Source organism: Mesorhizobium sp. B2-7-3 (assembly GCF_006440715.1).
In the GTDB taxonomy this organism is placed as follows: Bacteria; Pseudomonadota; Alphaproteobacteria; order Rhizobiales; family Rhizobiaceae; genus Mesorhizobium; species Mesorhizobium australicum.
The window spans coordinates 26104-52726 of record NZ_VFTY01000001.1 but is presented as its reverse complement, the minus strand read 5'-3'; the positions used below and the strand labels follow the sequence as shown (position 1 = coordinate 52726).

Genomic DNA, 26623 nt, shown 5'->3' with positions numbered 1-26623 from the left:
CCCCTTGCCGACGAGGAGGAGAGTTGCCTACCCACCCACCTTGAAGAAATCGACGAAAGCCCTCAGCGCCGGCCGCATCTGGCGGCGGCTCGGGTAATAGACGAAGAATCCCTGGAAGGGTGGGCACCAGTCCTCCAGCACGCGGATCAGCCGTCCGTCGGCGAGCGGCGCGCGGACATAGTCCTCGAAAACGAAGGCGAGCCCGGCGCCGTCGACCGCGGCCTGGGCGATCAGATGGTCCTCGTCGAGGATCAGCGGCCCTTGCACCGCCATCTCGACCTCCTCGCCGTCCTTTTCGAATTCCCAGCGGTAGAGGATGCCGCTGGAGAAGCGGAAGCGGATGCAGCGATGCTCGGCGAGGTCGCGCGGGTGGCGCGGCCGGGGCATGGCCTCGAAATAGGATGGCGCGCCCACCACCGCGCCACGAATGTCCGGCCCGATGCGCACCGCGATCATGTCGCGCTGCAGGCTCTCGCCGAGCCTGACACCAGCATCGAAACCGCCTGCCACCACGTCGGTGAAGCGATCCTCGATGATGATCTCCAGCACGATGTCGGGATAGGCCGATGCAAAGGCGCTGAGCCGTGGCGTCAGCACCAGATGCGCTGACGTGCGCGGCACGCTGAGCCGCAAGTTCCCGGCGGGCCGGTCGCGCGCCTCGACGGCCGTCTCCAGCGCCAGGTCGATCTCGGAAAGCGCCGGCCGCAATCGCTCCAGCAATTGCGCGCCTTCCTCGGTCGGAGCGACACTGCGTGTGCTGCGCGCCAAAAGGCGCACGCCAAGCCGTGCCTCCAGGCTGGAGACCGCGTGGCTCACCGCGGAGGGAGCTATCGCCAGTTCCCTGGCCGCGCCGCGAAAACTGCCGCATTGGGCAACGGTTGCCAGCACCGCGAGCTGTGAGAGATGTGCCCGATTCATTGATCTATTTCATGGAACGACCCGTACGAAGAAGAGCCGATTATCGAACGTGCTGCAAGGCGTTATTTCCTAGGCATCACAACAAGGAGATGCGTGATGAAAACCCGCAAGCTAGGAACTGAACTCGAAGTCTATCCGGTCGGCCTCGGTTGCATGGGCATGAGCTTTGCCTATGGCGGCCAGCCGGAAGCCGAGGCGATCGCCACCTTGCACCGCGCCGTCGAGATAGGTGTCAACTTCTTCGACACGGCCGAGGTCTACGGCCCCTACGAGAACGAGATCCTGCTGGGCAAGGCGCTGAAATCGGTTCGCGATAAGGTGACGATCGCGACCAAATTCGGCTTCAAGATCCTGGAGGAAGGCACCGGCATGGATCGCATGGCCGGTGTCGACAGCCGTCCCGAGCACGTCAAGGCCGTCGCCGAGGCGTCGCTGAAGCGGCTCGGCACCGATGTCATCGACCTCTACTACCAGCACCGCGTCGACCCGGACGTGCCGATCGAGGATACGGTCGGCGCCATGGCCGAGCTGGTGCGCGAGGGCAAGGTGCGGGCGCTTGGCCTGTCGGAGGCAAGTGCCGCCACCATCCGCCGGGCACACGCAGTGCACCCGATATCAGCAGTGCAGAGCGAATACTCGCTGTGGAGCCGCGACCCGGAAGACGAGACATTCGCCGTCTGCCGCGAGTTGGGCATTGGCTTCGTGCCCTACAGCCCGCTCGGCCGCGGCCTGCTCACCGGCACCATCGCGAGGCCGGAGACCCTGAGCGACGACGATTGGCGCCGCACCTTGCCGCGCTTCCAGGCCGACGCCATGGAAGCCAATGGCAAGGTGATCGCCACGCTGGAAAGGATGGCGATGGAGAAGGGCGTCACCTCGGCGCAGCTGGCGCTGGCCTGGGTGCTGCACCAGGGCGACTTCATCGTGCCGATCCCGGGTGCGCGAAAAATCCGCCATTTGGAGCAGAATACGGCGGCGGCTGACATCGTGCTCAGCGCGGCAGAGGTCGCGGCGATCGGCGATGCGCTGTCGCCCGACAAGGTTATGGGCAAGCGCTATACGGAGGAGTTGCTGGCGCTGGTGAATGGGTGAGCTCGTCGCCATGAGGCTAGAGAAGGGACGCTTCGGCGCCCCTTTCTCGTTAGATGTTAGCGCCAGGCACCCCCCTCTGTCCTGCCGGACATCTCCCCCGCAAGGGGGGAGATCAGATGTCAATTCGGCTTTCGCCAGTCTTCCACGCTGCAGGAAGGGCGTAGCGAGTGAAACTGCCAATCTCCCCCCTTGCGGGGGAGATGTCCGGCAGGACAGAGGGGGGTGCCTCGCGCCAACCTGAAACTCTGTTAGCTCACCACAGCACCACCGTAATCTCCGGCCAATACGCCCGCGCTCGCGCGCCCTTCTCCTCATGCGTCTTCCGGTTATCCATCAGCCGGCTGGGCGTAATTCGAAACGAAAAAAGATCGTCGAGCCCGAACGGCGCCACGAGGTCCAGCTGCCCATCGGCGTCGTAGCGCACCCCCACCGCATGCGTCTTCGAGGCAAAATAGCTGACGGATTGGCTGGCACTCGTATAGCGCGGGCACGGCTGCCCGAACTTTTGCGGATACCACAGATGCACGCGCGCCTGGTTGCGTACTTCCACCGGCAGCGGCAGTCCTTCGAAATGCCTGGCCGCCCGCTGGATCACCGCGTCCTCGGCTTCGTAGGACAGGTCGGAACCGTCGAAATAAAACAGGTCGACATCCCTGATGCCGTAGCCCGATGGCTTGCCGGTCAGGTGGTTCCAGACGCTATTGTAAAGCGCGCCGGAAACCACCAGCCAATCCGGCAGCGCAAGCGCGCGCACCCTCGCCAGCATTTCGGCAAGCAGCGGGTCAGCCGCGACGATGTCGAGAAAAGCCGTACGCTGTTTCTCGAAGGAGAGCCCAGAATAGCGCAGATGGTCCATCGCCCTTTGGAAAGCGATTCGCCATCCGCTCGCAAGTCTCAGCCGCGCAGCACGCCGCCCGTCTGCTTGCCGACATTCTCGACGATGCGCTTGGCCAGCGCCTCGAAATCCTCGTCGGTCAACGTCTTCTCGACCGGCTGGATCGAGACTTCGATGGCGATCGACTTCTTGCCTTCGCCCAGCGACGCACCTTCGAACACGTCGAAGACCGAGACAGCCGTGATCAGCTTCTTGTCGGCGGCAAGCGCGGCACGTACCAGCGTGCCGGCCTCGACCGCTTTGTCGACGACGAAGGCGAAGTCGCGCTTCACCGCCTGGAAAGCGGACAGGTCCAGCCTGGGCTTGGTCTTGGTCGGCTTGGCCTTCGGCTCGGGCACGGCGTCGACGAACACCTCGAAGCCGCAGAGCGGCCCCGAGACATCGAGCCCTTCCAGCGTCTTCGGATGGAACTCGCCGAACGTGCCGAGCACGGTCTTCGGGCCAAGCTTGATCGTTCCGGAACGGCCGGGATGGTACCAGGCGGGTCCGCCGGCCTCGATCTGCAGCCGGTCGACCGGTGCGCCACAGGCTTCGAGTGCGGCGATCGCATCCGCCTTGGCGTCGAACACGCCGACCGGGCCCGAATTGCCGGCCCAGTTGCGGCCGGAGCCGTCGAGCTTTGCCGTGCCGCGACGCACGCCGGCGGCGACGCGCCGCTGCTGGTCGGCGCCGTCGCCCTCATAGGTGCCCGAGACCTCGAACAGCGCCACGTCGCCGATGCCCTTGTCAGCGTTGCGCTGCGCGGCCGAAATCAGCCCCGGCAGCAGCGAGGGCCGCATGTCGGACATGTCGGCGGCGATCGGGTTGGCAAGCTTCAGCGCCGTCTGGCCGCCGCCGAACAATTCGGCGTGTTTGGCCGGGATGAACGACCAGGTAACGGCCTCCATCATGCCGCGCACGGCAAGCGAACGCTTGGCGGCACGGGTGCGGATCTGCAGCGTGGTCAGGATCTTGCCGTTGACCACGTCATGCGCGCCGAGCGGCTGCGGCGCGATATTGTCGACGCCATGGATTCGCATGACCTCCTCGACCAGATCGGCCTTGCCGTCGACATCGGGCCGCCAGGACGGCACCGTGACGTCGACGACGTCGCCCGATCCCTGCGCGTGGAAGCCGAGACGCGACAGGATGTCGAGGCTCTCCGCCTTTGGCACCTCGATACCGGTCAGCCGTTTCACTTCCGACAGCGGAAGCGACACGATCTTCGGCTGATGCCCGGCATAGCCGGCCACCTCGGCCTCGGTCGGCGTGCCGCCGCAGAAATCGATCACCAGCTTGGTCGCCAGTTCGATGCCCGGCACCATGAATTCAGGGTCGACACCGCGCTCGAAACGGTAGCGCGCGTCGGTGATGATGCCGAGCGTGCGGCCGGTGCGGGCCGTGGTGATCGGGTCCCAAAGAGCGGATTCGATCAGCACGTCCGTCGTGTTCTCGTCACAGCCGGAGTGTTCGCCACCCATGATGCCGGCAATGGACTCGACGCCATTGTCGTCCGCGATCACGCACATCTCCGGCGTCAGCGTGTATTCGCGCCCGTCGAGCGCCTGCACCTTTTCGCCATTCTTGGCGCGGCGCACCACGAGGTTGCCGGCGACCTTGGCGGCATCGAAGACATGCAGCGGCCGTCCGCGGTCGAAGGTGACGTAATTGGTGATGTCGACCAGCGCGCTGATCGGCCTCAGCCCAATGGCGATCAGCCGCTGCTGCAGCCATTTCGGCGAGGGTCCGTTCTTGACATCCTTGACCAGCCTGAGGGCGAAGCCGGGGCAAAGCTCCGGCGCTTCGATCGTCACCTTCACCGGGCACATGCCGTTGCCGACATGCGGCATGATCGCCCCGCCGACGAGGCGGCCAAGCCCGCTCGCCGCCAGATCCCGGGCGATGCCGTAGACGCTGGTGGCGTCGGGCCGGTTCGGCGTCAGATTGATCTCGATGACCGGATCGTCGAGATGCGCATAGGACGCAAAGCTGGTGCCGACCGGCGCATCCTCGGGCAGGTCGATGATGCCATTGTGCTCGTCGGACAGTTCCAGCTCGCGCTCGGAACACATCATGCCATGGCTTTCGACGCCACGGATCTTGCCGACCGTCAGCGTCACGTCGATGCCGGGCACATAGGTGCCGGGCGCGGCGAAGGCGCCGATCAGGCCGGCGCGGGCATTCGGCGCGCCGCAGACGACCTGCACCGGCGGCTTGCCGTCGCCGGTATCGACGGTCAGCACCCGCAGCCGGTCGGCGTCGGGATGCTGCACCGCCGTCAGCACCTTGGCGATGACGAAGGGTTTCAGCCCCGCCTTGTCGTCGACATGCTCGACCTCGAGGCCGATCGAGGTCAGCCGCTCGACGATTTCGGCCAGCGTGGCGTCGGTTTCAAGGTGATCCTTGAGCCAGGAGAGGGTGAATTTCATTGGGCTGTTCCGTGGTAGCTGGCAGCAGGAGTCTTCAGGGCCGTCACGCGCTCAAGCCTCCGAACAACGTCGGCATGTCGAGCGGCCGGAAGCCGTAATGCGACAGCCAGCGCACATCCGCGTCGAAGAAGGCGCGCAGGTCGGGCATGCCGTATTTCAGCATGGCGATGCGGTCGATGCCCATGCCCCAGGCAAAGCCCTGGTACTCGTCGGGATCGAGCCCGCCGGCCCTGAGCACATTGGGGTGCACCATGCCGCAGCCCAGGATCTCCATCCAGTCGGAGCCTTCGCCGAAGCGCACTTCGCCGGGCCTGGAGCGGTCGCACTGTATATCGACCTCGAGGCTCGGCTCGGTGAACGGGAAGAAGGAGGGGCGAAAGCGCATCTTGACCTGCGGCACCTCGAAGAAGGCCTTGCAGAACTCTTCCAGCACCCACTTCATGTTGGCGACGTTGGCCGATTTATCGATCACCAGCCCCTCGACCTGATGGAACATCGGCGAGTGGGTGGCGTCGGAATCCTGGCGATAGGTCTTGCCCGGAATGACGATGCGGATCGGCGGCTTCTGCTTCTCCATGGTGCGGATCTGCACCGGCGAGGTATGAGTGCGCAAAAGCTTGCGCTCGCCCTTCTCGTCCGGCTGGAAGAAGAAGGTGTCGTGCATCTCGCGTGCCGGGTGGCCCTCCGGAAAATTCAGCGCGGTGAAATTATAGTAGTCGGTCTCGATATCGGGTCCTTCGGCGATGGCGAAGCCGAGATCGCCGAAGATCGCGGCGATTTCGTCGATGACCTGGCTGATCGGATGGATGCGGCCGCGCTCGGCCGGCGACTGCCGCACCGGCAGCGTCACGTCGACCTTCTCAGCCGCCAGACGGGCGGCGATCGCCACATCCCTCAGTTCAGCCTTGCGGGCCGTCAGCGCCTCGGTGACACGGTTCTTGAGGCCGTTGATGGCCGGGCCCTTCACCTGCCGGTCCTCGGCGCTCATCGCGCCAAGCGTCTTCAGCATTTCCGAGATTGAGCCCTTCTTGCCAAGCGCCGAAACGCGCACCGCCTCGATCGACGTCTCGTCGGCGGCCGAGGCGATGTCAGCCATCAGGGTATTTTCGAGTGCATCAAGGCCAATGGTTGCGTCGTTCACGATCAAACTCGCTGCGTTGGAAGTCGGCTTAAGTGAAAGTCACTTTAAAAGTGAAATTTCAGGCAGAGACAAAAGAACCCGCGCCAGCCGTGCCAGCGCGGGTTCCCAAATCAGAATTTCGAATGCTTGGGAAGCGCTGGGCTCGGAGCCCGATCCCGAAAAGTTGCAGACTTTTCGGAAAAGATCGCGCTCCCCGCTAATTTCCCTGGAGCATGATGTTGTCCAAAAAGTCAGAAACTTTTTGGCATCATGCTCTAGGCGACAGCGCTTTCAAAAGCATTCGGAGTGGTGTTCTTGAGGTACTCAAGAGCAACCTTGGCCTTGGCCACCAGGGCGGCGAAAGCCTGCGGCTCGTGGATGGCCATGTCGGACAGGATCTTGCGATCGATCTCGATGCCGGCCTTGTTCAAACCGTCGATGAAGCGGCCATAGGTCAGGCCATGCTCGTGCGTCGCGGCGTTGATGCGCTGGATCCACAGCGCGCGGAACGAGCGCTTGCGGTTCTTGCGGTCGCGGTAAGCGTACTGCAGCGACTTTTCCACCGCCTGCTTGGCGATGCGGATGGTGTTCTTGCGGCGGCCGTAGAAGCCTTTCGCGGCTTTCAGAACCTTCTTGTGCTTGGCGTGCGAGGTGACGCCTCTCTTTACGCGTGCCATGTCATGATCTCCTTAAAAGCAATTCCAGGTGCCTGGCGGCGTTCCGTTCGAAATTGCGTAAAACTGATGCGTGTCCGGACCGAATGCCTTAGAGGCCGTTCGGCAGAAAATTCTTGATGACCTTCTTGCCATCCGGTTCAGCCAGAACCATCGTGCCGCGGGCATTTCGAATGAACTTGTTGGAACGCTTGATCATGCCGTGACGCTTGCCGGCCGCAGCCGACAGGACTTTACCCGTACCTGTGATCTTGAACCGCTTCTTGGCGGCCGATTTGGTCTTCATCTTGGGCATTTTGCTACTCCGTATTGTTGGCGCACGATCGCGCTTCTTGTTCGCTCCGGGCCGACCAAAGCCCGAAAAGCAAATGAAACCGCCACGGCATGCCCTGCCGGGCGGTTTTCTTGGAACGGCGGTGCTATAGATCAAAGATGGCGCGGGCGCAACACCCTCAGCACCGTGCGACGCACTGTCCCCGGTCAGGGCAGCCTAAACCAGACCGGCAGCATGCCCGACAACTGCGCGCCGTCGATCAGTTCGAAAGCCGGCAGCGCGATCAGGAACACCAGCCCGTCGAGCAGTGTGGTCAAAAGCAGGCTCGGCCTGAAGCTGCCGGTGTCGCCTTCCTGGTAGAGCGAAAGCTTGGGGAAGAAGCGCGGCACGCGTGCCAGATAGTCGGCATAGGGTGCACCGAGCGCCTCCTTGAGGAACTTCTCCTCGCGCAGGATGACGATATGGAAGGCACCGGCGCACAGAACCGCGAAAAGGATGATGCCGGAGAACGAGCCGATCTGCGCGCCGACGCCGGCGGCGGCCACGGTCGAGAACACGTAGAGCGGGTTGCGGGTGATCGAATAGGGGCCGCCGGTCACCACCTCGGAGGATTTGCGCCCGCCTATATAGAGCGTCGCCCAGAGGCGCCCGACGATGCCGAGGAAAATCAAGAGCACGCCGAACGTCTCGATCGTTTCGTGCACCGGCGTGTCCGGCGGGAAGGTCGACTGGCCGAACAGCAGCGCCAGAAACAGCACCACCACGAGCACGGCAAGCACCAGCCGGCGCATCTGCTGGTAGTTGCCCAGCCCATGTTTGACGTCCTTGACGTCCGAAACCTTGTCGTTGGCCATGCGGGAGTCCGATCGTCGAAGAGCTTTGCCGGCGATCGCAGCTTTGAGCTAAGAAATAAGGCGTCCCGCCGATCGCCGGGACGCCCTGTAGCACAATTCAGGCGGATTTAGAGCGCGATGTCCGGGCCTGACGTCATCGTGATCCAAGTGGGTTCCGCAAACCTTAGCGCGGCGCCAGCACCATCATCATCTGGCGGCCTTCGAGCTTCGGCTCGGCTTCCACCTTGGCGATGGTCGCCACCTCCTCGCGCACCTTGTTCAGAAGCTGCATGCCGAGTTCCATATGCGCCATCTCGCGGCCGCGGAAGCGCAGCGTCAGCTTGACCTTGTCGCCTTCCTCAAAGAAGCGGCGCACCGCCTTCATCTTGGTTTCGTAGTCATGGCTGTCGATGTTCGGGCGCATCTTGATCTCCTTGATCTCGATGACCTTCTGGTTCTTGCGCGCCTCGGCCGCCTTCTTCTGGTTGGCGTATTTCAACTTGCCGAGATCGAGGATTTTTACGACGGGGGGGACCGCGTTGGGCGATATTTCGACGAGATCGAGCCCGGCCTCTTCGGCGAGCAGCAATGCGTCGTTGATGGAAATATCGCCGCGATTCTGGCCGTCGGCGTCGATAAGCTGGACCCGGGGAACCCGGATGTCACGATTGGAGCGCGGCCCATCCTTGGTCGGCGCCGCTGCTTTGAAAGGTCTGCGAATGGTCGTGGTCTCCTTGGCCGTTTCGTTCGGGATTTGTCGGTCTTGATACGTGGACGCGCCAATGTGGTGAGCGCGCGGGCGGAGTCAATAGCACAGCATTGACAGAAAATCACCCTGATCGCTGGCCTGCACCAAACAAAGAAACAGCGCGAGTACTTTTCGCCACGCCTCCGGCTGTGCCACAAGGACCGCGTGCCAAAAGACGGGCCTGAGGAAAAAACCATGATCGCCACGCCCCCATCCTCTCTGGCTCCAACTTTTCTGGATGTCGACGGATCTGATATCGCGGTGCGCCATTCAGCCGGCTCGACGCCCGGCGTCGTCTGGCTCGGCGGCTACAAGTCGGACATGCTGGGCACGAAGGCCGAGACGCTGTCGGACTGGGCGGCAACGGAAGGCCGGGCCTTCCTGCGGCACGATTATTCGGGCCATGGCGAATCCGGTGGCGCCTTCGCCGACGGCACGATCTCGAAATGGCTTGCGCAAAGCCTTGCCGTCTTCCGGCATTTCGCCAAAGGCGATCAGATCCTGGTCGGCTCGTCGATGGGCGCCTGGATCGCGCTGCGCATGGTGCAGGAATTGCGCAAGGCGGGCGACGCAGCCGTCGTCGGCCTGGTGCTGCTGGCCCCGGCGCCGGATTTTACCAGCGACCTGATCGAGCCGGTGCTGACCAAGCCACAGAAGCGCGATCTCGCCGAAAAGGGCTTCTTCGCGGAACCCTCGGATTATTCCCCCGAGCCTTACGTCTACACCCGCGCCCTGATCGAGGATGGGCGCGATAACCGGGTGATGACCGGGCCGATCGACACGCATTGCCCGGTTCACATCCTGCAGGGACTGGCCGACGCCGACGTGCCGTCGAGCCATGCCTTGAGGCTGGTCAGTCTGCTGCCGGCCGACGATGTCACGCTGTCGCTGATCCCTGACGGCGACCACCGCCTGTCGCGGCCGCAGGATCTCGACATGCTGGTGCGGGCGGTCGGCGATATGGCCAGGCGAGGCCAGTGACGATGCGCCTGTCCATCCCGATCTCCGCCTTCGTCGCGGCCATCGTCGGTTTCGGCGGCACGCTGGCCATCGTCATTGCCGCCGCCAAGGCGGTCGGCGCGACGCAGGTCGAGACGGCAAGCGGTGTGACGGCGATCTGCCTGGCCATGACCGTCGAGTGCCTGTGGCTGTCATGGCGCACGAAAATGCCTGTCATCACCGCCTGGTCGACGCCAGGCCTTGCACTGGTCGCCGCCTCGAGCGGCTTCTCGATGGGCGAGGCCGTCGGCGCCTATATCGTCACGGGCGTGCTGCTGGTCGCTACCGGCCTGTTTGGGCCGCTGACCCGGCTGATATCGAGAATACCGGCTTCGGTCGCCTCCGGCATGCTGGCCGGCATCGTCGTCACCTTCGCCATCAATGCCATGAAGGCCATCCCGGCGGACCCTTGGCTCATCCTGCCGCTGATCGCGGCATTCTTCGTCATCCGGCTGTTCAATCCGGCGCTGTCGGTGCTGGCGGTGCTGGTTGGCGGTGGCCTTGCCGCCTTCCTTACGGGCCGTGTCGGCGGCCTGCCCGCGCCCGAACTGTCGACACTGACGTTTATCGCTCCCCATTTCACCGCCAAGGCGATCATCGGCCTGGCGCTGCCGCTCTACCTCGTCACCATGGCTTCGCAGAACCTGTCGGGGCTGGCGGTACTGCGGGCGGCCGGCTACCACCCTGAACCTGGCCCGCTGATCGGCGTCACCGGCCTGCTTTCGCTCCTGTCGGCACCATTCGGTGCCGGAACCACCAATCTGGCCGCGATCTCGGCGGCCATCTGCACCGGCCCTGACGTCCATCCCGATCCCGCCGAGCGCTGGAAGACCGGGCCGTTCTACGCGCTTGCCTATCTCGTCTTCGCAATTTTCGGCGCTTCGCTGGTGGCGATCTTCGCCGTCCTGCCGCAGAGCCTGATCGTGCTGGTGGCGGGACTTGCGCTGATGGGGTCGCTCGCCAACGCGCTGGCGATCGCGCTGAAGGACGAGGGCGAGCGCATGGCCGCAACCGTCACCTTCGTCGTGACCGCCTCCGGGCTGACGCTGTTCGGTGTCGGCGCCGCATTCTGGGGCCTGATCGCCGGGTTGGTCGTGCTTTTCCTCGATATGCTCAAAAAGCGATAATCATTTCAGGCCCTTGTTCGGTTTTGGCGGACATTGTCTTGAATCGCCGTTTTCGCCTTCCCATTTCGATTCCACGCAGCCGGTTCTGGCTGTCTCCAACCGAAGGAATGGGAGAAAATGAACACATCTGCATTGATCCGCCCGGCCTGGACGCCGGCGACCATCGCGTTGATGGTGATCGGTTTCATGGTGTTCTGGCCGCTCGGCTTCGCCATGCTCGCCTACATCATCTGGGGCGACCGGCTCGAGGGCTTCAAGCGTGACGTCAACCGCGCGACCGACGGCATCTTCGCCGGGTGCCGCCGTGGCTCCGACAAGGCCGCGCGCTGGGGCAACGGCTCCGCCCGCACCGGCAACGTCGCTTTCGACGACTGGCGCGAAAAGGAGCTTGAGCGTCTGAACGAAGAGCGCCGCAAGCTCGACGAGATGCTGACGCAGTTCGACGAGTATGCCCGCGAATTGCGCCGCGCCAAGGATCAGGACGAGTTCGACCGGTTCATGGCCAACCGCAACAAGTCGACCGCGCCGGCCAAGACCGATCCGAGCACCGGAACGACCCCCACCAAGCGTGGCAAAGGCTCGAACCTGCTCGACGACTGAAGCCCGGCGACAGGGCCAAGGTATGATGACGGCGTCGCGCGAGCGGCGCCGTTTCTTTTTTGTTCTATTCGTTCTCCTCGAATCGCGTATCGTCCCGCCATGACCATCGGGTTCTTCCGCAATCTGACGAAGCCCAAACCCACGCCTGTGGTGGAGCGGGAATATTGCGTCGCCGGCCGCACGCTGCCGCTCAAGATCGTCGAGAGCGCCAGGGCGAAGCGTCTGACGCTGCGCATCGATTCCGGCGGACAGGGCCTGCGCATAACCGTGCCGCCGGGCCTGCGCCGCGGCGAAGTGGACAGGTTCCTCGACCGCCACCAGGACTGGCTGGAACAGCGGCTGGCCAAGGTGCCGACACGGCCGCAGGTGCGTCCGGGCATAAAGATTCCGGTACGCGGCGTGGCCCACCGTATCGTACATGAGCCGTCAAAGCGCGGCACTGTCACCATATCGCGCGACGACCGCGGCCCGCTGCTGATCGTGCATGGCGACCGCATCCATCTGCCGCGCCGCATCGCCGATTTTTTGAAACGCGAGGCCAAGAAGGAAATCGAAAAGCTGGTCGTCAAGCATACGGAGGCGCTTGGCAAGCGCGCCAAGGCGATCCGCTACAAGGACACCTCCAGCCGCTGGGGCTCCTGCACTTCGGAAGGCAATCTGTCCTTTTCCTGGCGCATCATGATGGCGCCGCAGCCTGTCATAAACTACCTCGTCGCGCATGAGGTGGCGCATCTCAAGGAGATGAACCACGGGCCGAAATTCTGGAAACTATGCGAAAAGCTCTGCCCCGACACCGAGCGCTGCAAGGATTGGCTGAAGCGCAATGGCGGCGCCCTGCAGGCGATTGTGTTCGAGTAGGGCGCCTCAATCATCATTCGCCGCATTGAGCTCATCCGGCCGCAACCCTTCGTCAGCATGATGCGGCCAGGGTAGAAAGTTCCGATCGAAAGCCTCGCCGCCGAAATAATCCAGCGCCCGATGCGCCTCGGCGCCGTTGAAGGCGGCCCTGTCCATGAGGTGCGCTATGACCTCGCGCGCCTGCGCGATCTTCTGCTTCAGTTCGGCAACGGTCTGGTCGGCCATGGCTGTGCTCCCGCCTTGCATGCTGTCCATCCATAGGTAGCGCCTTTGGCCTTGCCGGCAAACAGCATGCTTTTTCTCGACTCTTGGCGCTTTTCGTGCCAATTCCGCGCCATGGCGCTCGACATCAAGATCTGCGGCTTGAAGACCGACCAGGCAATGGCCGCGGCCCTGGCCGGCGGCGCCAGCCATGTCGGGTTCATTTTCTTTCCAAAAAGCCCGCGTTATGTTGAGCCGGCCGAAGCCGGCCGTCTGCGCGAAGCGGCTCGTGGCAAGGCCTCGGCGATTGCCGTCACCGTCGATGCCAGAGACGCCTTCCTCGACGAAATCGTCGAAAAGCTGCAGCCCGACATGCTGCAACTGCACGGCTCCGAAACCCCCGAGCGAGTGGCTGAACTGAAAGCCCGCCATGGGCTGCCGGTGATGAAGGCGTTGCCGCTCAGCGAGGCCGCCGATCTCGAACGGATAAAGCCGTTTGTCGGCATCGCCGACCGGTTCCTGTTCGACGCCAAGCCTCCAAAGGGCTCGGAGCTGCCGGGCGGCAATGGCGTCGCCTTCGACTGGCGCATTCTCGCCGGCCTTGACGCCGGGATCGATTACATGCTTTCCGGTGGGCTCAACGCCGCCAACATCGGCGATGCCCTTAGGCTGGCCAATCCGCCCGCGATCGACATTTCGTCAGGCGTGGAAAGCGCCCCGGGCGTCAAGGATCCGGCGCTGATCGAACAGTTTTTCCGGGCCGTCAGGGCCGCGCGGGACGACCGCGCTGCCTGAACAAAATTTCGAACCCTGAGCATGTCCCGGAAAAGTGGGAACCGGTTTTCCGACAGGACATGCTCAAAGTACAGATCTAGGAGATCGGCGATGAACAAGCCGGCGACACCCAATTCCTTCCGCACCGGACCCGACGAACAGGGCATGTTCGGCATTTTCGGCGGTCGTTTCGTTGCCGAAACGCTGATGCCGCTGATCCTCGACCTGGAGAAAAACTGGAACGAGGTCAAGAACGATCCGGAATTCAGGGCCGAACTGACCGGTCTTTCGACCCATTATGCCGGACGGCCGTCGAAGCTCTACTTCGCCGAGGGCCTGACCAGGCATCTTCGTGAGGTTTCCTCGGCGAAGGGCCTCGGGGGCGGCGCGAAAGTCTATTTCAAGCGCGAGGATTTGAACCATACCGGTTCGCACAAGATCAACAACTGCCTGGGCCAGATCCTGTTGGCCAAGCGGATGGGCAAGAAGCGCATCATCGCGGAGACCGGTGCTGGCCAGCATGGCGTGGCGTCCGCGACCGTCGCGGCCCGCTTCGGTTTTCCCTGCGTCGTCTATATGGGCGCGACCGACGTTGCCCGGCAGAGCCCCAACGTCTTCCGCATGAAGCTGCTCGGCGCCGAAGTGCGGCCCGTCACCGCCGGCCATGGCACGCTGAAGGACGCCATGAACGAAGCCCTTCGTGATTGGGTGACCAATGTCGAGGACACCTATTATTTGATCGGCACCGCGGCTGGCCCGCACCCCTATCCGGAACTGGTGCGCGATTTCCAGTCGGTGATCGGAACCGAGGCGCGCGCGCAGATCCTCGAACAGGAGGGGCGGCTGCCCGACACCATCATCGCCGCCGTCGGCGGCGGGTCCAATGCCATCGGCATGTTCCATCCCTTCCTCGATGACAAGGAAGTTCGGATCATCGGCATCGAAGCCGGCGGGCGCGGCCTCGACGGCATCGAGCATTGCGCCTCGATGAATGCCGGCTCCCCCGGCGTGCTGCACGGCAACCGCACCTATCTCCTGCAGAATGCGGACGGCCAGATCATGGACGGCCATTCGATTTCGGCCGGCCTCGATTATCCCGGCGTCGGCCCGGAGCATTCCTGGCTGCGCGACTCCGGGCGTGTCGACTATGTGCCGATCCTTGACGACGAGGCGCTCGAGGCCTTCAAGCTGACGACGCGCGTCGAAGGCATCATCCCGGCGCTGGAATCCGCGCACGCCATCGCCCATGCGGTCAAGATCGTGCCCGCCATGGACAAGGACCAGATCGTCATTGTCAACCTGTCCGGCCGTGGCGACAAGGACGTGCACACGGTGGCCTCGATGCTGGGCATGGAGATCTAGGCCCTTTGGACCGTTCGACCTGGGAGTTGATTATGAGCAAAATTCGTCCAAAGGGCCTGACATGACAACCCGCATCGACCGCCGCATGACGAAGCTGAAGGCCGAAGGCCGCCCGGCCCTCGTCACCTATTTCATGGGTGGCGACCCCGACTATGCAACCTCGCTGTCGATCATGAAGGCGCTGCCCGGCGCCGGCTCCGACGTCATCGAGCTCGGCATGCCGTTTTCCGACCCGATGGCCGACGGCCCGGCGATCCAGGCGGCGGGCCTCAGGGCGCTCAAAGGCGGCCAGACGCTGGTCAAGACGCTGAAGATGGCGTCGGACTTCCGCGCCGGCGACGATGAAACGCCGATCGTGCTGATGGGCTACTACAATCCGATCTACATCTACGGCGTCGACCGTTTCCTGAAGGACGCGATCGCCAGCGGCATCGACGGGCTGATCGTCGTCGACCTGCCGCCGGAGATGGATGAGGAACTCTGCATCCCGGCGCTGAAGGCTGGCATCAATTTCATCCGGCTGGCGACGCCGACCACCGACGACAAGCGCCTGCCCAAGGTGCTGCAGAACACATCCGGCTTCGTCTACTACGTGTCCATGACCGGCATCACCGGCTCGGCGCTTGCCGACACCGGCAAGGTCGCCACAGCGGTCCAGCGCATCAAGGGTCACACCAACCTGCCGGTCTGCGTCGGGTTCGGCGTCAAGACCGCCGAACAGGCGCGCGTGATCGGGGCCAACGCCGACGGCGTGGTCGTCGGCACGGCGATCGTCAACGCGGTCGCGAACGTGCTGGGGCCGAACGGTGAAAAGACCGCCGATCCGGCGGAGGCAGTCGCCACGCTGGTCAGCGGCCTTGCGCAAGGCGTGCGTTCGGCCCGCCTTGCTGCCGCCGAATAGTTTCCCTACGTCTTTACCCAACTCTTCGTCAGGACAGGAGCCGAAGCGATGAACTGGATCACCAATTACGTTCGCCCGAAGATCAATTCGATGCTCGGCCGGCGCACCGACATGCCCGAGAATCTCTGGATCAAGGATCCCGAGACTGGCGAGATGGTGTTCCACAAGGACCTGGAATCCAACCAGTTCGTCATCCCGTCTTCCGGCCATCACATGAAGATCTCGGCCAAGGAGCGGCTGAAATTCTTCTTCGATGACGGCAAGTACGAGACCCTGGACAATCCCAAGGTCATGCAGGATCCGCTGAAGTTCCGCGACGAGAAACGCTATGTCGACCGGCTGAAGGACGCCAAGGCCAAGACCGGCCTGGAAGACGCCATCATCAATGCGCTGGGGACCGTCGAGGGCTTGCCGGTGGTGGTGACGGTGCAGGATTTCGCTTTCATGGGCGGTTCGCTCGGCATGGCTGCGGGTGATGCCATCGTGCATGGCTTCGAGGTCGCCTTGCAGCGCAAGCGGCCGTTGATCCTGTTCGCCGCCTCCGGCGGCGCGCGCATGCAGGAAGGTATTTTGTCCCTCATGCAATTGCCGCGCACCACGGTTGGTGTCGATAGGCTGAAGGAAGCCGGCCTGCCCTACATCGTCGTGCTGACCAACCCGACCACCGGCGGCGTCACCGCCTCCTATGCCATGCTGGGCGACGTGCACATCGCCGAGCCCGGCGCGCTGATCGGTTTTGCCGGGCCGCGTGTCATCGAACAGACCATCCGCGAGAAGTTGCCGGACGGCTTCCAGCGCTCCGAATATCTGATGGAGCATGGCATGGTCGACATGGTGGTGTCGCGGCTGGAGCTGCGCGAGACCATCGCCCGCCTGTTGAAGATGCTGCTCAAGATGCCGGAAGAGCAGAAGCCTCTGGAACCAGAAATCTTGCCGCCGGCCGTGGTTGCCGCCGAAGTCCGGCCGCAAGCTTGACGCTACATCGACATGACGCGAGACTGGCCTGACGTGAGACTGGCCTGACGTGAGACTGGCCTGACGCGACATTGGCCGCCGCGAACAGCGATTGCGCGGCATCCGTTGCGCGCTGTAGCCTTTCGATAGCCATGGTCTTTGCGGGAGCGCTTCTGGCTCCAGGCCATGCACGGGATTTGCCATGACGACGCTTGCCGCGGACCGCGAAATCGAAGCCCTGATGGCGCTTCACCCGAAGGGCTTCGACCTTTCGCTCGACCGCATCACGCGGCTGTTGGAACGGTTGGGCAATCCGCAGGACCTGCTGCCGCCGGTCATCCACATCGCTGGCACCAACGGCAAGGGTTCCTGCGCCGCCTTCTCGCGGGCGCTGCTGGAAGCCTCCGGCCGGCTCGTCCATGTCCACACCTCGCCACATCTGGTCAGCTGGCACGAGCGCTACAGGCTGGCCGCCGAAGGCGGCGGCAGGCTGGTCGACGACGATATCTTCGCGGAGGCCATTGCCCGCGTTGCCAAGGCCAATGCAGGCCAGAAGATCACCGTCTTCGAAATTCTCACCGCCGTCACCTTCATCCTGTTTTCGGAACATCCGGCCGATGTCGCGATCATCGAGGTCGGTCTTGGCGGCCGTTTCGACGCCACCAATGTCATCGCGCGGCCGGCCGTGTCGGTGATCATGCCGGTGTCGATGGACCATGAGGCCTATCTCGGCGATCGCGTCGAACTGATCGCCGCCGAAAAGGCCGGGATCATGAAGCGTGGCTGCCCGGTGGTCATCGGCGCGCAGGAAAGCGAGACGGCGCTGCAGGTGCTGGTCGACGCCGCCGAGCGGCTGGAATGCCCGACCCTGGTCTACGGGCAGGATTTTCTCGCCTTCGAGGAAAATGGCCGCATGGTCTACCAGGACGATGATGGGTTGATGGATCTGCCGCCGCCGCGGCTGCCCGGTCGCCACCAGTTCGCCAATGCGGCTGCTGCGATCGCCGCGGTCAAGGCGGCCGGCTTCGAGATCAGCCACCGCGCCGCCGAGAAGGCAATGACCAACGTCGCCTGGCCGGGCCGCATGCAGAAGCTGGCGCAGGGCCGGCTGGCGGAACTGGCGCCGAAGGGCGCCGACATCTGGCTCGACGGCGGCCATAATCCCGGCGCTGGCGTCGTCGTCGCCGAAGCGCTGGCCGAGCAGGAAGAAAAGAACCCGCGTCCGCTCTTCCTCATTTCGGGCATGATCAACACCAAGGACCAGGCCGGCTATTTCCGCGCCTTCAAGGGCCTCGTCCGGCATGTCTACACCGTGCCGGTGAGCATGAGCGATGCCGGTGTGCCGAATGACGAACTGGCGATCCGTGCCACGGAAGCCGGGCTGACGGCCGAACCGGTAAGCTCCGTCGCCAGCGCCCTGATGCTGCTGCGCGACACTTGGGACGGCCCGACGCCGCGCATCCTGATCGGCGGGTCGCTCTACCTGGCCGGCGCGGTTCTCGCCGAGAACGGCACGCCGCCGACCTGAGGCCGTCCATCGCCTCGTCATCCCGCGGCACAGCGAGGAGCGAAGCGAAGCAGCGGTGCGGAATTTCCTTCAGCTGCATTCGTCGAGGGCCGTCACGGCATGGATACCAGGGTCCTCGCGACGGAGCTTCGCTCCTGCTTCGCCCATGACGAAGTTAAGGAGGCTTCGCTCAGCGTCAGAGGTGCCGCTTACTTCAGCTCAATCTCGATAAAAGCGTACTCGCCCTCATTGGCGCTGACGACGTCGTGTTCCACTCCCTCCTTGCGGAAATACGGCGCGCCTTTCTTCATCTCGGCGAAGGTTTCGCCGTCCTTGGTCACCAGCTTCAGCTTGCCGTCCATCAGTGGCACCACGACATAGTCGTGGCCGTGGCGATGCCAGCCGGTGTTGTCGCCCGGCTGGAAGCGGTACTCGGTGACGATGACGCGTTCGTTGTCGATGAAGACGGTGGCCTTGGCGGATCCGGTCATTTCTCTCTCCCTGCTTCTGCTGCCAACAGAGGACATGGAGTGGCCCGATGTGAGGGCCAGAGCGGCGCACCGATGACGCCAACAAAAAGCCCGGCGCGATGGCCGGGCTCAATGCTTCGAATTCAGATGGCATCAGGCGAGATTGCCGTTGACCCAGTGCGACAGTGCGGTCTTGGGCGCGGCGCCAACCTTGATGTCGGCCACTTCGCCGCCCTTGAAGATCATCAGCGTCGGGATCGAGCGCACGCCAAACTGGGCGGCAAGCTCGGGATTCTCGTCGATATTCAGCTTGGCGATCTTGACCTTGGCGCCGAGCTCGGTGGCGATGTCCTCAAGCGCCGGTGCGATCATCTTGCAAGGGCCACACCATTCCGCCCAGAAATCAACCACAACCGGCACCTGGGCATTAAGCACGTCAGCCTGGAAATTGTTCTTGTCGACCTTGACGGTGGTCATGCTGAAATCCTTTCGAAATTTTTCGTCCCACCAAATGTGGTTGTTGTCGCGCCCTTCTTCAAGCAGTTCTTGTGTCACGCTCCCGTGAGTCGGGCAAGGGCGTCGTCCATGGCCCGGGACGGCAGTTCGATCAGCCTTGGCGCTTCGGTGAACAGCAGGGCTGCCTTGACCTCCCGCCCGGGGTAAAGCGGCTGCAGCAGGGCGCGATAGAGCGCGAGCTGAAGCAGATAGGCCGGCGGGACTTCCGCCAGGGAGGCGGGTGCGGGCCGGTTGGTCTTGTAGTCGACGATCGAGACCGCATTCGGGGTCACCGCCAGCCGATCGATCTTGCCCGAAATGGAGCGGATCTTGCCCTTGACCTCCAGGCTGCCCATGATCGCGACCTCGGCGCGCGAGGAGGGCGCGAACAGCTGACCGAGGCCGGGGTCGGCAAGGATGGCGATGACCGATGCCAGGGCCTTTTCACGCTCGGCCTCAGGCCACGCCGCACCCGTTCGGGAGAGATAACGCTTCGCAGCGTCCACCCGTGCGTCCTCGGCGATGCCGGGCAGCATCTGCAGCAGTTTGTGCAGGGCGAGCCCGCGCAGCACGGCAAAACCCGGCTCGGCAGCGGCGTCCAGCACCGGCGACGCCTTGTCGACTACCGCTTCCTTGCCTTCCTCGATCAGCGCCGAGGCGCCCGACGGCGACAGGGGACGCGGCAGGTCCTCGAAGGGCGGCAAGGGCCTGAACAGGGTCGTCGGCAAGGGTCCGAAAGCATCGGCCTGCCGTGCCTGTTCGCCCGGACTTGGCGCAACCGGCGGCAGTTTGGTGATGTGGAAACGGTAGACAGGCTCCCCGCCGGCAGGATGCGGACGCTGTTCGCTTTCGGGCGCGCCGCTCAGCGCGCGGCTGACGATCGAATGCCAGGTGCCGGCGTTCGGCGCCCGCTTGCTGTGATAGCCGCAGACGATAAGCCGGTCCTCGGCGCGCGTCATGCCGACATAGAGCAGCCGGCGGTACTCGTCGTCGGCGAGTTCGCGGGCGCGAGCGGCGGCCGTCTTCGAGAAGCCGTTGGCGACGTCGCTGGCCGAACGCCAGAGATAGCCCCTGCCATCCCAATGTCGGCCAGAGCCGTCGAAAGGCATCAGGCGCGGCAAATGCTGGTCGCTGAACGGGGCGGAACCGCCGTCGACCAGGAACACCACGGGCGCCTCAAGGCCCTTGGCCGCGTGCACGGTCATGACCCGGACCTCGTCACGGGTTTGATCCATCTCGCGCTTGATCTCGGGCCCGGCGTTTTCCAGTGTCGACAGGAAGGCTTCCAGCCCGGGCAGGCCGGTCCGCTCTTCGGCAAGGCAGAAGCTCAGGAACTCATCGAGGATATCGCCGGCTTCCGGCCCGAGCCGCGCGATCATCTTGCGGCGTACGCCATCGCGCGCCAGCAGGGCGGCATAGAACTCGAACACCGGCTTGAAGGCGGCCTCGTCAGCCCAGGCGTCGAGTTGCGCGACGACCGCCGCGAGCGTTTCGCTTTCGCCGGCATGCTGGCGTAGCGATGCCGCCAGCGACACGCCGGGCGGCCGTTGCGCGGCGAGCGTGAACAGTGTCTCTTCCGGCAGGTCGAAGACCGGGCTGCGCAGCAGAGCGGCGAGTGACAAATCGTCCTGCGGCTGGATCAAAAGGTGGCCGAGCGCGATCAGGTCCTTGACGGCAATATGGCCCGACAGGCTCAGCCGGTCGGCGCCGGCAACCGGGATGTCGCGGCGCTTGAGCGCGCGGGTCAGCGCGTGGACGAAGCTGTCGCGCTTGCGCACCAGCACCAGCACGTCGCCCGGCCGCAGCCGCTTGCCACGCCCCTCGATGATTTCGCCCTTGCCGATCCAGCCGGCAATGGTGGCCGCGACATTCTCGGCGACGCGCACCGCCGGCGCATGGGCATGGTCGATCGCTTGCGCCCAGTCGTCGGGCTCGTCGACGGCCTCGGCACCGATCGACGGCCAGACCTCGACATAGCCTGGCGCATCGGTGCGGATCGCCTTGTGGTTCAGCGGATCGGGATCGTGGCTGATGCCGCGCCGCACGATGGGATCGGCAAAGACCCGGTCGACGGCGGCCAGCACATCGTCTGTGGAGCGGAACGACCAGGTCAGCTTGAGGTCGGCGAAGGACGCTTCGGCATCGCGCACACGCCCGGCGAACAACAACCGGCTGTCGGCGAAGGAGTCGGGTGCCGCACCCTGGAAGGAGTAGATCGACTGCTTCTCGTCGCCGACGGCAAAGACCGTGCGGTGGACCCGCTCGCGGGCGCCGAAGCCGGCAAAGAATTCTTCCGCCAGCCGCTTCACCACCTCCCATTGATCCGGGCTGGTGTCCTGCGCCTCGTCGAGCAGGATGTGATCTATGCCCTGGTCGAGCTTGTATTGCACCCATGGGCCGGCATCGGGCCGCGCCAAAAGGTTCACCGTGCGGGTGATCAGGTCGTTGAAATCGAGAAAGCCGCGGCCGCGCTTCAGCACTTCGTAGCGTGCGATCAGCCAGTCGGCGATGGTCAGGGCCGCGCGGGTGCCCTCCAGCATCCGGAATAGCGCCAGCCGGTCGACAGTCTCCATGATGGCGCTGGCGGCCGACACATAGCGCTCGGCCAGCTCAGGCAGCCGGTCGGTGAGCGCCTTTTTGAACGCCTTTGCCGGATCATAAGGATCGCCGTCGGTCTTGAGGAAGGCTCTTGCAAGCAACTGCAGCCGGCGGAGAGGGTCGCTCTCGGCGAAGGCCTGGCGCGCATAGGGCAGGATGTTGTTCAACACCGACCTGGCGTCGGTGGCTTCGGCTGCCTGGGCAAAGCCGGCAAAATAGTCCGGCAGGAAGCCAGGCAACGGCCATACAGATGCCGCTATGCCTTCGGCGGTCTGGCCGGGCTGGAAATGGAATTCATCGAACAGCGGCTGGAAGCCGTCACGCCCGACAGCATCGAGGAAATGGCGCAACCCGTCACGCTTGCGCACGATCTCGCCAAGCAAGGCGTCGAGACCGGCTTCACCGCCGCGTTCCAGGACAGTGGCGAAGGCCTCCGCCAAAGTCCTGTCGCCGGCGGCGGAGATCATCTCGCGGCGCGCAGCGGCAAAAAGCGAGGCCTCCATCTGGCTGTCGAGCATTTCGAAATGGGCGGGGATGTTGGCTTCCAGGGGGAACTGATGCAGGACGGATTCGCAGAAGGCGTGGATGGTCTGGATTTTCAACCCGCCAGGCGTCTCCAGCGCCTCGGCGAACAGGCGGCGGGCGCGGCGCATGGTGTCGCGATCGGCCCGGCGCCCTTCCAGCGCCTCTATTCTGGCGGCCAGCTCCAGATCACCCAACGATGTCCATTCCGACAGCGTGGAGAAAACCCGGTTCGACATGTTGGCGGCCGCGGCGCGCGTATAGGTCAGGCACAATATCTTCGAGGGATCGGTGCCGTTGAGCAGCAGCCGGATGACGCGCTGGGCCAGCACGTGCGTCTTGCCCGATCCCGCATTGGCCGACACCCAGGCCGAATTGCCGGGATCGGCGGCCCGGGCCTGGCTCGAAGCCGTATCGCTCGGGATCGGATAGGCTTTCTTCATGCCTCCCCTCCCTCATCCCCGGCGTCGCCGCCGGCGGACCATTCGAGCACGCGGGCGAGGTGGTCGTAATCGCCATCGGTTTCGCCTTCGCGAAACGGCAGCGCGCGCGACAGATAGCCGGTCGCCGGGTCGGCATAATGGATCAGCAGTTTTTCCAGCCGCGCCCAGGCCTCTTCGGCAAGATCGGCGGCGGTGCGTGGTTGGCGGTTGTGTTCGAGTATGGACTCCTCGAACACCTCGCCATTCGGCTTCAACCTGATGAAGGCCAGTTGCGACGGTTCGCGCGTGCCCAAATCCTTGAATGCGCCACGCCTGAGCAGCGCCCCTTCCAACGCCAGTTGCGGCGCCAATAGCGTATGGGCCTGTGCCTTGGAAGGCGAGGAACCCGTCTTGTAGTCCAGAATGTCCGCCATGCCGCCGGCCAGCAGGTCGACACGGTCGGCATAGCCAGACAGCGTTACGCCGGACTGTCCGACGACAGTCTTGCCGGCGCGCTCCTCGGCATGCCGCTGGACCACCGCGTCGGCGCGCGTTCGCTCCCATTCGATGATGTTGGTGGCGAGCTTTTCGAACCGCGGCCACCACACCGCCTCGACATCGGCGGGAAGCGTCGCCTCGGCAAAACAGGCGCGGCCGGCGGCGATGAGCCCGGCCAGTGCGTCCGGCGCGCGCGGGTCGGCCACCTCGGACGAAAAGAGATGCAGGATGGCGTGAAACAGCGTGCCGCGCTCCGCCGCACCCGGATCGCGGACGAGCGGATCGAGCGGCGTCAGGCCAAGGATCCTCCGGGCATATACAGCGTAGGGGTCGCGGCGCAGCGTCTCGATCTCGGTGACGGAGAAATGCGTCGGGCGGACCGAGAGCGGCGGCTTCGGCTGCGGCCGTGGCGCGAAATCCCGCTTCGGTCCCGTGTCGAGCGCGCGCGCCCAGGCAAGCAGCTCATCGCCGCGCCGGCGCAGTGCCGCCGCCTGATCGTTGCCGATGAAGGTGAGCAGCCGCTGCAACCAGCGCGACGGCACGGCGGGCGCGTCGCCGGCACGCGCCGAGCGGGCCAGCACCACATGTCTCGCGCCCATGGCCATCTGGAAATCATGCGCGGCAAGCCCGATGCGCCGCTCCGGCGGTTCTAGGTCGATGCCGGTCTTCATCAGCCGCGACATGAAGCGGTCGCTCTCCGGCTTGCGCGGCCAGACCCCTTCGTTGAGCCCGCCGATGACCAGCGTGTCGACATCCTGCAGCCGCGCCTCCAGGGCGCCCCAGATGGCGATGTTCCTGTCGGTGCCTTGCGCTGGCTTGACGGTCTCGGGCGCGATCAGCGCCTCCATCACATCGGGCCATTCGATTGCCGCCAACGACAGCGGCGCCGAAGCCGCGACCAGCCCGCGCAGCAGTTCGGCGAGTTTTTCGCCGGCATCGCCGGCGTAGAGTTCGCCAAGACCACCGTCGGCGGAACGGCCGAGATTTTCCAGGGCAACGACGCTGGCTTCGACCAGCTCGGCAAGGCCGGCCTCCGCCTGGCCGCGAAAGGCCGAAAGCGGCGCCAGCGCGTCAGCCAGGCGTGCGAGAAGGGTCCGCGCAACCTCAATGGAGCGCACGGTCAGGCGGGCAAACCAGAACGGCGGCCGGCTGCCGTCGCCTAGCCCGGTGAGGCGGGCCTCGAAAAGATCCGGCAGCGAAGCGATGTCGGGGCGGCCGGTGCCGCCGCGCAGCGTCACCAGTTCGACCAATTCCGCCGCGTGGCGCACGGTGACCCGTTCCAGACCCAGGCCAAGCAGGGGATGCTTGAGCAGCGACAGCAGGCCGACCGGATCGCCCGGCCGGAACACCGCTTCGAGCGCCAGCCTGAGCAGGCTGGCCGCCGGCGTGTTGGACAGCGGCGTGCCGCCGGAATCGTCGGCAACGACACCGAAGCGCTTGAGCTCGACCGAGACGCGGCGTGCCAGCGCGCGGTCGCCGGTCACGAGAGCGGCCCTTTGGCCGGGTTCTTCCACTGCCTGCTTGAGCGCGACGGCGATCGCGACGGCTTCGTCGCGCTCGCTTGCCGCCTCCAGCAGCGTCACGTCGGCGAAAGCGCCGGCGATATCGGACGCTGAAAACCCGTTTCGTGTTTCCGCCCATAATTCCGTGGTCTCGGCCGGCCGCAGCGCCTCGCCGACAAGGGCGGCGCGGCGCGCGAGCTTCGGCTCGGCCGCACCGATCTCCTCGACATCGCCGCGCAGCACGCCGATCTTGCCGATCAGCTTTGCCAGGCCGTATTGCGGATGGCCCAGCACGGCTGGACGCGCGCCGGGAGCGACGAGAGCCTGGAAGGAGGCTTCGTCGAGCATCTGGTCCAGCCCGGGCAGCACGATGGCACCGCCGGACAGGCCGGCGATGGTCGCAAGCAGTTCCGCCGTGGCGGGTATGGAGCCGGTGGACCCCGCGGCTATGACCGGCCCGGCGGGTGGATTGCGCCGCAGCCGCGCGGCCTCGGCACGGATCAAGGCGCTGCGATGCGCGGCTGGATTGGAGCGGTCGCTCTCTGCGAGGAATTTCGGCCAGGCATCGGTGACGATGCCGAGGAATTCGAGCGTGACCTGCCACCATCCGGCAAGGTTGCCGCTGACGAGGCCGGCAAGTTTGGCCCAATCGGTGCCTTCCGTCTCGATCTCGTCCATCAGCCCGGCCAGATCGCGCGCCAGCCAGATCGCGTCGGCGGTGGAGGCTGGGACGACGATCTCCTCGGCGAAGAGGGCCGCGACATGGGCGGGCAACCGGCGTTTCCACGCCCGCACCAGCGGCGTCAGCAGCAACAGTCGCTCGGTGGCGGCGATCGGGGGCGCGAGATCGATTGCCGCCGTTGGATCGGCCTCGAATGCGGCCTCATCCTCGTCGAATTCGCCGAGCGGCCGGATCACCGGCAGGATCGCCGAACCGCCGCCGCCACGCGCCTTCAGGCTGTCGACGAAGACGCCGCGCAAGGCACGTGCGGCCCGGCGCGTCGGCACATAGATGGTAACATCGGCCAAAGCGAGGGGGTCACCGTCGAACCGAAAGCCGGGGATAAGGCGGCCGTCAAGCAGCGCCTCGGCCAGCGTCGGCAGAAACGGCGCTCCGGAGGGAATGGAGAAAACGCGGCTTGAGCCGCTCATTGCGATCCGATGAGTGCGCCGGCCACTGCGTCTTCGGCGAGCGGAATGGCATCGGGCGTGCCGACGGTTATCCAGTGGCCATGCATCGGCATGCCGAACAGGCGGCCGCCGGCAATCGCCTTGTCGAAATAGGCATTGAGCGAATGCGGTTCGGCGGGTGCGTTTTTGAACAGGCGCGGATGGATGATCGCGGCGCCGGCATAGATCAGGCCAGCGGGATCGCCTTTGGAACGCCGCAGGGCACCATCCGGCGCCACCAGGAAATCGGTGCTGCCACAGTGCCCTGTCGCCTGATGGAGATCCGCCAGCATCAGCAGAATATCCATTTTCGCGGCGTCCCATGCAAGGGCAAGCCGCCCGAGATTGAGCGGGCCGTGGTCGATCCAGAATGTATCGGCGTTGAGGATGTAGAACGGCTCCTGGCCGAGCTCCGGCAGCGCCTTGACGATGCCGCCGGCGGAATCGAGCAGCCGGTCGCTCTCATCGGAAATGACGACGCGCGGCGCGCGGCGGGCGGCCACATGAGCGACGATCTGTTCGGGAAGGTAATGGACATTGACCACCGCCTTGCCGACGCCGGCCGCCGCCAGGCTGTCGAGGCCCCAGTCGAGCAGCGTCTTGCCGGCGATGCGGACCAGCGGCTTGGGGATAGCGTCGGTGATCGGCCTCATGCGCTTGCCGAGCCCGGCGGCAAGGACGATGGCGGTGTCCGGTTTCAT

Annotated in this window: 24 protein-coding genes; 10 read left to right on the top strand and 14 right to left on the bottom strand. The window is 64.7% G+C overall.

Going from position 1 to position 26623, the window contains the following annotated elements; all coding sequences use genetic code 11:
• Positions 1-27 precede the first annotated feature (27 nt).
• A complete protein-coding gene (locus FJW04_RS00245; protein WP_015314384.1) occupies positions 28-918 on the bottom strand; it encodes a LysR family transcriptional regulator in 891 nt (296 codons plus the stop codon).
• A gap of 96 nt (positions 919-1014) precedes the next feature.
• On the opposite strand from FJW04_RS00245, the gene FJW04_RS00240 reads away from it, so the two are divergent.
• Positions 1015-2010, top strand: coding sequence for an aldo/keto reductase (locus FJW04_RS00240; protein WP_140615160.1), 996 nt, complete (start codon positions 1015-1017; stop codon positions 2008-2010).
• Between the two features lie 253 nt (positions 2011-2263).
• Here FJW04_RS00240 and FJW04_RS00235 read toward each other — a convergent pair whose 3' ends face one another.
• The 7 genes from FJW04_RS00235 to infC all read right to left on the bottom strand — a co-directional run bounded on the left by FJW04_RS00235 (position 2264) and on the right by infC (position 8935).
• The gene (locus FJW04_RS00235; RefSeq protein WP_140711660.1) at positions 2264-2866 is read right to left on the bottom strand and encodes a nucleotidyltransferase family protein; all 603 of its coding nucleotides are present in this window, start codon (positions 2864-2866) and stop codon (positions 2264-2266) included.
• Between the two features lie 38 nt (positions 2867-2904).
• Positions 2905-5313, bottom strand: a complete 2409-nt coding sequence (gene pheT, locus FJW04_RS00230) for a phenylalanine--tRNA ligase subunit beta (RefSeq protein ID WP_140711658.1) — start codon at positions 5311-5313, stop codon at positions 2905-2907.
• A gap of 43 nt (positions 5314-5356) precedes the next feature.
• Positions 5357-6409 carry a phenylalanine--tRNA ligase subunit alpha gene (gene pheS, locus FJW04_RS00225; RefSeq protein WP_224525363.1) on the bottom strand — a complete coding sequence of 351 codons (1053 nt, stop codon included), beginning with the start codon at positions 6407-6409 and terminating at the stop codon, positions 5357-5359.
• A gap of 299 nt (positions 6410-6708) precedes the next feature.
• Positions 6709-7110, bottom strand: a complete 402-nt coding sequence (gene rplT, locus FJW04_RS00220) for a 50S ribosomal protein L20 (protein ID WP_006201247.1) — start codon at positions 7108-7110, stop codon at positions 6709-6711.
• Between the two features lie 88 nt (positions 7111-7198).
• A complete protein-coding gene (gene rpmI / locus FJW04_RS00215; RefSeq protein WP_006201248.1) occupies positions 7199-7402 on the bottom strand; it encodes a 50S ribosomal protein L35 in 204 nt (67 codons plus the stop codon).
• 185 nt (positions 7403-7587) lie between these two features.
• The gene (locus FJW04_RS00210; RefSeq protein ID WP_140711656.1) at positions 7588-8235 is read right to left on the bottom strand and encodes an isoprenylcysteine carboxylmethyltransferase family protein; all 648 of its coding nucleotides are present in this window, start codon (positions 8233-8235) and stop codon (positions 7588-7590) included.
• Between the two features lie 163 nt (positions 8236-8398).
• Positions 8399-8935 (bottom strand): translation initiation factor IF-3, encoded by a 537-nt coding sequence (infC, locus tag FJW04_RS00205; RefSeq protein ID WP_023772325.1) that lies wholly within the window; start codon positions 8933-8935, stop codon positions 8399-8401.
• Between the two features lie 222 nt (positions 8936-9157).
• Between infC and FJW04_RS00200 the strand changes: the two genes are divergently transcribed.
• The 4 genes from FJW04_RS00200 (at position 9158) to FJW04_RS00185 (ending at position 12546) form a co-directional block, all read left to right on the top strand.
• On the top strand, positions 9158-9943 hold the full coding sequence (locus FJW04_RS00200; protein WP_140711654.1) for an alpha/beta hydrolase: 786 nt from the start codon (positions 9158-9160) through the stop codon (positions 9941-9943).
• A 2-nt stretch (positions 9944-9945) separates the two neighbouring features.
• Positions 9946-11088, top strand: a complete 1143-nt coding sequence (locus FJW04_RS00195; protein WP_140712445.1) for a benzoate/H(+) symporter BenE family transporter — start codon at positions 9946-9948, stop codon at positions 11086-11088.
• 117 nt (positions 11089-11205) lie between these two features.
• Positions 11206-11688 (top strand): DUF2852 domain-containing protein, encoded by a 483-nt coding sequence (locus FJW04_RS00190; RefSeq protein WP_127873324.1) that lies wholly within the window; start codon positions 11206-11208, stop codon positions 11686-11688.
• 99 nt (positions 11689-11787) lie between these two features.
• Positions 11788-12546: a M48 family metallopeptidase gene (locus tag FJW04_RS00185; RefSeq protein WP_140711652.1), complete on the top strand. Its 759-nt coding sequence runs from the start codon at positions 11788-11790 to the stop codon at positions 12544-12546.
• A 6-nt stretch (positions 12547-12552) separates the two neighbouring features.
• Here the strand turns inward: FJW04_RS00185 and FJW04_RS00180 are convergent, their stop codons facing one another.
• Positions 12553-12771: a hypothetical protein gene (locus FJW04_RS00180; protein WP_140711650.1), complete on the bottom strand. Its 219-nt coding sequence runs from the start codon at positions 12769-12771 to the stop codon at positions 12553-12555.
• A gap of 111 nt (positions 12772-12882) precedes the next feature.
• Here FJW04_RS00180 and FJW04_RS00175 point away from each other — a divergent pair, with 111 nt between their 5' ends.
• From FJW04_RS00175 to FJW04_RS00155, 5 genes are all read left to right on the top strand, one after another.
• Positions 12883-13542 (top strand): phosphoribosylanthranilate isomerase, encoded by a 660-nt coding sequence (locus tag FJW04_RS00175; protein ID WP_140712443.1) that lies wholly within the window; start codon positions 12883-12885, stop codon positions 13540-13542.
• A 90-nt stretch (positions 13543-13632) separates the two neighbouring features.
• Positions 13633-14883: a tryptophan synthase subunit beta gene (gene trpB, locus FJW04_RS00170; RefSeq protein WP_140615145.1), complete on the top strand. Its 1251-nt coding sequence runs from the start codon at positions 13633-13635 to the stop codon at positions 14881-14883.
• Between the two features lie 61 nt (positions 14884-14944).
• A complete protein-coding gene (trpA, locus tag FJW04_RS00165; RefSeq protein ID WP_140660114.1) occupies positions 14945-15784 on the top strand; it encodes a tryptophan synthase subunit alpha in 840 nt (279 codons plus the stop codon).
• 48 nt (positions 15785-15832) lie between these two features.
• Complete coding sequence (accD, locus tag FJW04_RS00160; RefSeq protein WP_015314369.1) at positions 15833-16759, top strand: acetyl-CoA carboxylase, carboxyltransferase subunit beta; 927 nt, start codon at positions 15833-15835, stop codon at positions 16757-16759.
• Between the two features lie 181 nt (positions 16760-16940).
• Entirely contained in the window at positions 16941-18266 is a 1326-nt protein-coding gene (locus FJW04_RS00155) for a folylpolyglutamate synthase/dihydrofolate synthase family protein (protein ID WP_140711648.1), read from the top strand.
• A gap of 188 nt (positions 18267-18454) precedes the next feature.
• Here FJW04_RS00155 and FJW04_RS00150 read toward each other — a convergent pair whose 3' ends face one another.
• From FJW04_RS00150 to FJW04_RS00130, 5 genes are all read right to left on the bottom strand, one after another.
• Positions 18455-18736 carry a cupin domain-containing protein gene (locus tag FJW04_RS00150; protein ID WP_015314367.1) on the bottom strand — a complete coding sequence of 94 codons (282 nt, stop codon included), beginning with the start codon at positions 18734-18736 and terminating at the stop codon, positions 18455-18457.
• Positions 18737-18868: 132 nt separating this feature from the next.
• Positions 18869-19192: a thioredoxin gene (gene trxA, locus FJW04_RS00145; protein WP_015314366.1), complete on the bottom strand. Its 324-nt coding sequence runs from the start codon at positions 19190-19192 to the stop codon at positions 18869-18871.
• Positions 19193-19266: 74 nt separating this feature from the next.
• The gene (gene addA / locus FJW04_RS00140) at positions 19267-22773 is read right to left on the bottom strand and encodes a double-strand break repair helicase AddA (protein WP_140711646.1); all 3507 of its coding nucleotides are present in this window, start codon (positions 22771-22773) and stop codon (positions 19267-19269) included.
• A complete protein-coding gene (addB, locus tag FJW04_RS00135) occupies positions 22770-25904 on the bottom strand; it encodes a double-strand break repair protein AddB (RefSeq protein WP_140711644.1) in 3135 nt (1044 codons plus the stop codon). The genes addA and addB overlap by 4 nt, the downstream gene beginning before the upstream one ends.
• Positions 25901-26623, bottom strand: coding sequence for a nucleotidyltransferase family protein (locus FJW04_RS00130; protein WP_181172841.1), 723 nt, complete (start codon positions 26621-26623; stop codon positions 25901-25903). Before FJW04_RS00130 ends, addB begins: the two co-directional genes overlap by 4 nt.